Below are 5,102 nucleotides of genomic sequence, written 5' to 3' on the forward strand. Positions count from 1 at the left end.
GCCGGGCAAGACCAACCTCCTGCTGCGCTGGACGGACGCCGACGGCGCCGCCGCCCACTACCAGCCCCTGCCGAACCCGCTGGTGAGCGCCTGAACACGGGGGAGTGCCGGAACGCGGGGGAGAGGGAGGACCCGGACGCGGGGGAGTGCCATGACCGCCTGCCGCACCGGCCCGGCGCGTGTGGGCCTCAGCCCGCCCGGTCCTTGCGCAGGAACCGGCGCAGCCGGCGCAGGGGCCATGTGTTGATCACGTCGTCCGGGGTGAGCCAGCCGCGCTGCGCCGTGCCGATCCCGTAGCGGAGGAGCGCGAGCTGGGGGACCGCGTGGGCATCGGTGTCGACGGCGAACTTCGCCCCGTGGCTCCTGGCCCGGAGGATGTCCTCGTCGCCCAGGTCGAGGCGGTCGGGCTGGGAGTTGATCTCCAGAGCCGTGCCGGTGCGGGCGCAGGCGGCGAACACCTCGTCGAGGTCGGCGTCGATGCCCGGCCGTTTGCCGATCAGACGGGTGGTGGGGTGCCCGATGACGTTGACGTGGGGGTTCTCGCAGGCGCGTACGAGCCGCCGGGTCATCGCCCTGCGGCCGAGGGTGAAGTGGGAGTGCACCGAGGCCACGCAGAGGTCGAAACCGGCCAGGAACCCGTCGGGCCAGTCCACCTCCCCCTCGGGGCCGATGTTGAGCTCGGTGCCGTGCAGCAGCCGCATCCCGTGGTGCCTGCCGTCCAGTGACCGCACCCGCTCGCGCTGGGCGAGGACCTTCTCGTCGGTCATGCGCTGCATGCGCAGGTCCGGTGCGTGGTCGGTGACCGCGTAGTACGCGTAGCCCCGCTCGGCGGCCGCCGCCACCATCTCCTCCAGCGGGGCGATGCCGTCGGTGAGGTCGGTGTGGGTGTGCAGATCGCCGCGGACGTCCCGCTCGGTCACCACCTCGGGCAGTTCGCCGCGCAGGCCGGCCTCGATCTCCCCCCGGTCCTCGCGCAGCGTGGGCGGGATCCAGGGCAGGCCGAGCCTGGCGTACACCTCGTCCTCGGAGCGGGAGGCGACCCGCTTGCCGCCCCCGGCCTCGAACAGGCCGTACTCGGAGAGCTTCAGGCCCAGGTGGGCGGCGATCGTGCGGGTGCGGATGTTGTGCGCCTTCGAGCCGGTGAAGTACTGCAGGCCGGCGCCCCACGAGTCCGGTCGCACCACGCGCAGATCGACCTGGAGGCCCTCGACGGTGCGGACCGAGGTCTTCTTCTCGCCGTGCACGACGACCTCGGCGGTGGAGGACAGTTCGGTGAGGGCGTCCATGAAGGGGGCCGACCGGCCGGCGGCGACGAGGACGTCGATGTCGCCGACGGTCTCCCTCATGCGGCGCAGCGATCCGGCGTAGGCGCAGTGCTTGCAGCCGGTGATCCGGGAGAGTTCGGCGACGATGTCCTCGGCGGCCTCGGTGGCGGTGCTCAGCGGGATGCGCTCCCCCGCCTGCCGCATGAGGGCGATGCCGTGCAGGATGTTCGCCTCGGTCTTCCGCCCGAAGCCCTTCAGGCCGCGCAGCTTCTGCGCCCTGATGGCGTCGGCCAGCTCGTCCACCGAGGAGATGTGCAGGTTCTCGTAGAGCGCCAGCGCCTTCTTGGGACCGAGGGTGGGGACGGTGATGAGCTGCCGCACCCCCGCGGGGATCCTGGCCCGGGTCTCCTCGACCGCCGTGACCCGGCCGGTGCGGAAGTACTCGACGACCTTCTCGGCGATCGACCTGCCCACGCCCGGGATCTCCCTCAGCCCCGCGGCGTCCAGGTGGGAGACGTCGGCGGGACAGCCGCCGATCGCGCGGGCCGCCTTCTCGTAGGCGCGGGCTTTGAACGCGTCGCCTCCGGTGATGGCGATGAGGTCGGCGTACTCGTGCAGGAGCGCCTCGACCTCCTCGTTGGGCCGGGCCACGTCCCAAGTCTAGGAAGAGCCCTGCCCGCCTGCCAGGCGGTCACACCTCGAGCCGCTCTCCGGCCCCTTCGGCTCCTTCGATCCCATCGGCTTCTCCGGCGCGCGAAGCCGCGGGTCCAAGGGTGTACTGGAGCGGGTGACGGTTCGAGCAGGGGAGAGACCGTGCGGGCGACGTTCGTTCTGGGGCGGATCGCGGGGGTCCGGGTCGGCGTGCACTGGAGCGTCCTGTTCATCTTCGCGATCATCGCGTTCGGTCTGGCGCAGGGCCGTCTTCCGCAGGCGCATCCGGGGCGCGGCTGGGCGGTGTACTGGGCGGCCGGCCTCTGCACCGCCGTGGTCTTCTTCGCCTCCCTGCTCGCGCACGAGCTGGCGCACGCCGTCGTGGCCCGGCGCAACGGGGTCGAGGTGGACGACATCGTGCTGTGGCTGCTGGGCGGGGCGGCCCGGCTGAAGTCCGAGGCGTCCGGTCCCGGCGCGGAGCTGAGGATCGCCGGTGTCGGTCCGCTCGTCAGCCTCCTGCTGGGCGGGCTCTTCGCCCTCGGTGCCTGGCTGCTCGACACGGCGTCCGTGTCCGGGGTCGTGGTGGAGATGGTCTCCTGGCTGGCGGGCATCAACGTGCTGCTCGCCCTCTTCAACGCACTGCCCGCCGCCCCGCTCGACGGCGGCAGGCTGCTGCGCGCCTTCCTGTGGTGGCGCACGGGGGACCGGCTGCGGGCGACGGCCGGCGCGACCGCGGCGGGGCGCGTCTTCGGGTGGCTGCTCGTGGTGCTCGGGGTGATCGCGTTCATGCGGACCGGCGCGTTCGGCGGTCTGTGGCTGGCCCTGATCGGATGGTTCCTCATCGCGGCCGCCACCGCCGAGGGACGGCAGGCCCATCTGCGCGGCGTGCTCGCCGGTGTCCCGGTGCGGGAGGCCATGACACCCGAACCGCTCACGGTCCCCGCGGACACCACGGTCGCGGGCTTCCTCACCGATCCGAGCTACCGCTACCGCTACCGGCATTCGGCGTTCCCGGTGACCGAGGACGGGGACGGGGACGGGGACGGGACCCTCATCGGACTGGTGACCCTCGACAGCGCCAGACGGGTGCCGCAGGCCGAGGCCCACGCCGTGACGGTGAGACAGGTGATGGTGCCGCTGCCGCAGGTCACCGTGGCCGGGCCGGACAGCTCGCTGGCGGACCTGCTGCCGCGCATGGAGCCGGGCGCCGAGCACCGGGTCCTGGTCGTGGACGACGGCAGGCTCGTCGGGATCGTCTCCCTGTCCGACGTGAGCCGTACGGTGAACTGGCTGATGAACACCGCCCCGGGGCGGCGTTGACCCTCACGTCGCCGAGGCTGGCGGCGGCGCGTCGGCGCTGCCGCGGATGACGACGACCGGGCACGCGGCGTGCTGGACGAGGTGCTGGCTGACCGAGCCCAGCAGTGCCCCGGCGAATCCGCCGTGCCCCCGGCTCCCCACGACCAGCAGTTCCGCCCCGCGGCCGGCGTCCAGCAGCACGCCGGCCGGGTGCCCGCACACGACCCGGGGCCGGATCCCGGCCGGTCGGGGCCGAGGGCCTCGTCGATCGCCCGGGCGAGGAAGCTCCTCGCGTTGTCCGCGAAGTCGAAGTCGGCGACCATGGGGCCCGCGCCGTACCACTGCGGGTACTGCCAGGCGGTCACCGCCTCCACCGCTCCGCCCGTCAGGGCGGCCTGCCGGGCCGCCCACCGCAGGGCGGCCTTCGACGGCTCGGAGCCGTCGACGCCGACCGCGATCCGTGCGGCGGCTGTCCTCTGCTGCTCGCTCATGTATCAGAGTGTGCGGGCGCCGAGCACGCACCGCACACCGTTCGCGGCCGCCGGTCTCTCAGGTGGCGGCGAACCGGTCGAGTGCCGCGACCGTCAGCGCGGCGATCGCGGGGCGCAGGGCGCTGCCGATGTGGGGGGCGAAGTACGGGGAGTGGTTCGGGGCCGGTGGTGAGGCGTCGGGGCCGCCGGCCGTCGCCCGGCGCCACTCGTCCGCGCCCACCACGCCCAGCATCCAGTAGACCAGCGGGACTCCGTGCTGCCCGTGGACACCGGCTCCGGCGTCCCCGAACAACGGGAAGTCCTCCGTGGCCATCGACCCCGGCCAGGACAGCACCCGCCCGGACCCCAGGAGTGCGGTGTGGGCGCGTCGTACCGAGTCGGTGGTGTGCGGGTCGCACCGCAGGGCCGCCGAGCGGGAGGCGACGGTCACCTCGGGTTCCCGGGGGGCGCCCGCGGCGGCGCTCTCGGCGAGGACGATGCGGCGCACCGCGGCCAGCGCCCGGTCGAGGGACGCCTCGCTCGACGCACGGACCCCGATGCCGAGTTCGGCGCGGTCCGGTATGACGTTGGCGGCCGTTCCGGCCCGCAGCGTGCCCACGGTCAGCGTCACCTGGTCGGCGGGCGCGGTCTCGCGGGCGACGACGGCCTGGAGCCGGGTGACGACGGCGGCCGCGGCGACGACCGGCTCCACCGCCAGGTGCGGGGTGGCGGCGTGTCCGCCCCGCCCGTGCAGCACCACGTCGAGCACCGCGCCGGCCGCCGCCATCGGCGTCCCGCCCGGCACGTGCGCGACCGTGCCGGAGGGCAGCGGCGCGGCATGCTGGGCGAGGACGACGCCGGGTCTGCCGAACCGTTCGTACAGTCCGTCGCGCAGCATGGCCTCGGCCCCGCCGAGCGTCTCCTCGGCCGGCTGCCCCACCACCAGCAGGGTGCCCCGCCACCGGTCGGACAGACGGGCGAGCAGATCCGCGGCACCCGCCGCCGCGGCCAGGTGCAGGTCGTGGCCGCACGCGTGCATGGCGTCGGTGCGGCTGGCGTACGGCAGCCCGGTCCGCTCGCGCATCGGGAGCGCGTCGAGCTCCGCCCGCAGCCAGACACGGGGACCGTCCCCGTTGCGGAGCACGCCGACGACGCCGTGGCCGCCGATCCCGTGGGTGATCTCGCAGCCCGCCGCCGCGAGCCGCCGGCCGAAGCGGTCCGCGGTGCGGGCCTCCTGCCCGGACGGTTCCGGATGCGCGTGCAGGTCCAGGTAGAGGGAGAGCGCGGGCCGCAGGACGTCCCCGGCGCGGACGAGGAGACTCTCCGCGCCCGGCGGCGAGTTGTGACCGGGCGCGGGTGAGGCGTGACCGGGCGCGGGCGGGGCGTCGTGACCGGCCGGGGCCGGTCACGCCTCACC

General features: G+C 74.3%; 4 protein-coding genes and 1 pseudogene. 1 reads left to right on the forward strand and 4 read right to left on the reverse strand.

The genetic code is table 11. The annotated features are described in order from the left end of the window. Nucleotides 1-188 precede the first annotated feature (188 nt). A complete protein-coding gene (gene polX / locus C1I97_RS31160) occupies nt 189-1,916 on the reverse strand; it encodes a DNA polymerase/3'-5' exonuclease PolX (protein ID WP_111006421.1) in 1,728 nt (575 codons plus the stop codon). Between the two features lie 162 nt (nt 1,917-2,078). Here polX and C1I97_RS31165 point away from each other — a divergent pair, with 162 nt between their 5' ends. After that, on the forward strand, nt 2,079-3,236 hold the full coding sequence (locus C1I97_RS31165; RefSeq protein ID WP_111006422.1) for a site-2 protease family protein: 1,158 nt from the start codon (nt 2,079-2,081) through the stop codon (nt 3,234-3,236). Between the two features lie 3 nt (nt 3,237-3,239). On the opposite strand, the gene C1I97_RS43075 is transcribed toward C1I97_RS31165, so the two are convergent. From C1I97_RS43075 to C1I97_RS31175, 3 genes and pseudogenes are all read right to left on the reverse strand, one after another. Beyond that, nucleotides 3,240-3,416: a universal stress protein gene (locus tag C1I97_RS43075; RefSeq protein ID WP_441349171.1), complete on the reverse strand. Its 177-nt coding sequence runs from the start codon at nt 3,414-3,416 to the stop codon at nt 3,240-3,242. A 179-nt stretch (nt 3,417-3,595) separates the two neighbouring features. Further along, nucleotides 3,596-3,706 (reverse strand): annotated as a pseudogene (locus C1I97_RS43080) (universal stress protein); the annotation flags it as partial. A gap of 58 nt (nt 3,707-3,764) precedes the next feature. Beyond that, the gene (locus tag C1I97_RS31175; RefSeq protein WP_111006423.1) at nt 3,765-4,979 is read right to left on the reverse strand and encodes an amidohydrolase; all 1,215 of its coding nucleotides are present in this window, start codon (nt 4,977-4,979) and stop codon (nt 3,765-3,767) included. Nucleotides 4,980-5,102 lie beyond the last annotated feature (123 nt).

Origin of the sequence: Streptomyces sp. NTH33, assembly GCF_003236365.1 — a bacterium.
Lineage (GTDB): Bacteria > Actinomycetota > Actinomycetes > Streptomycetales > Streptomycetaceae > Streptomyces.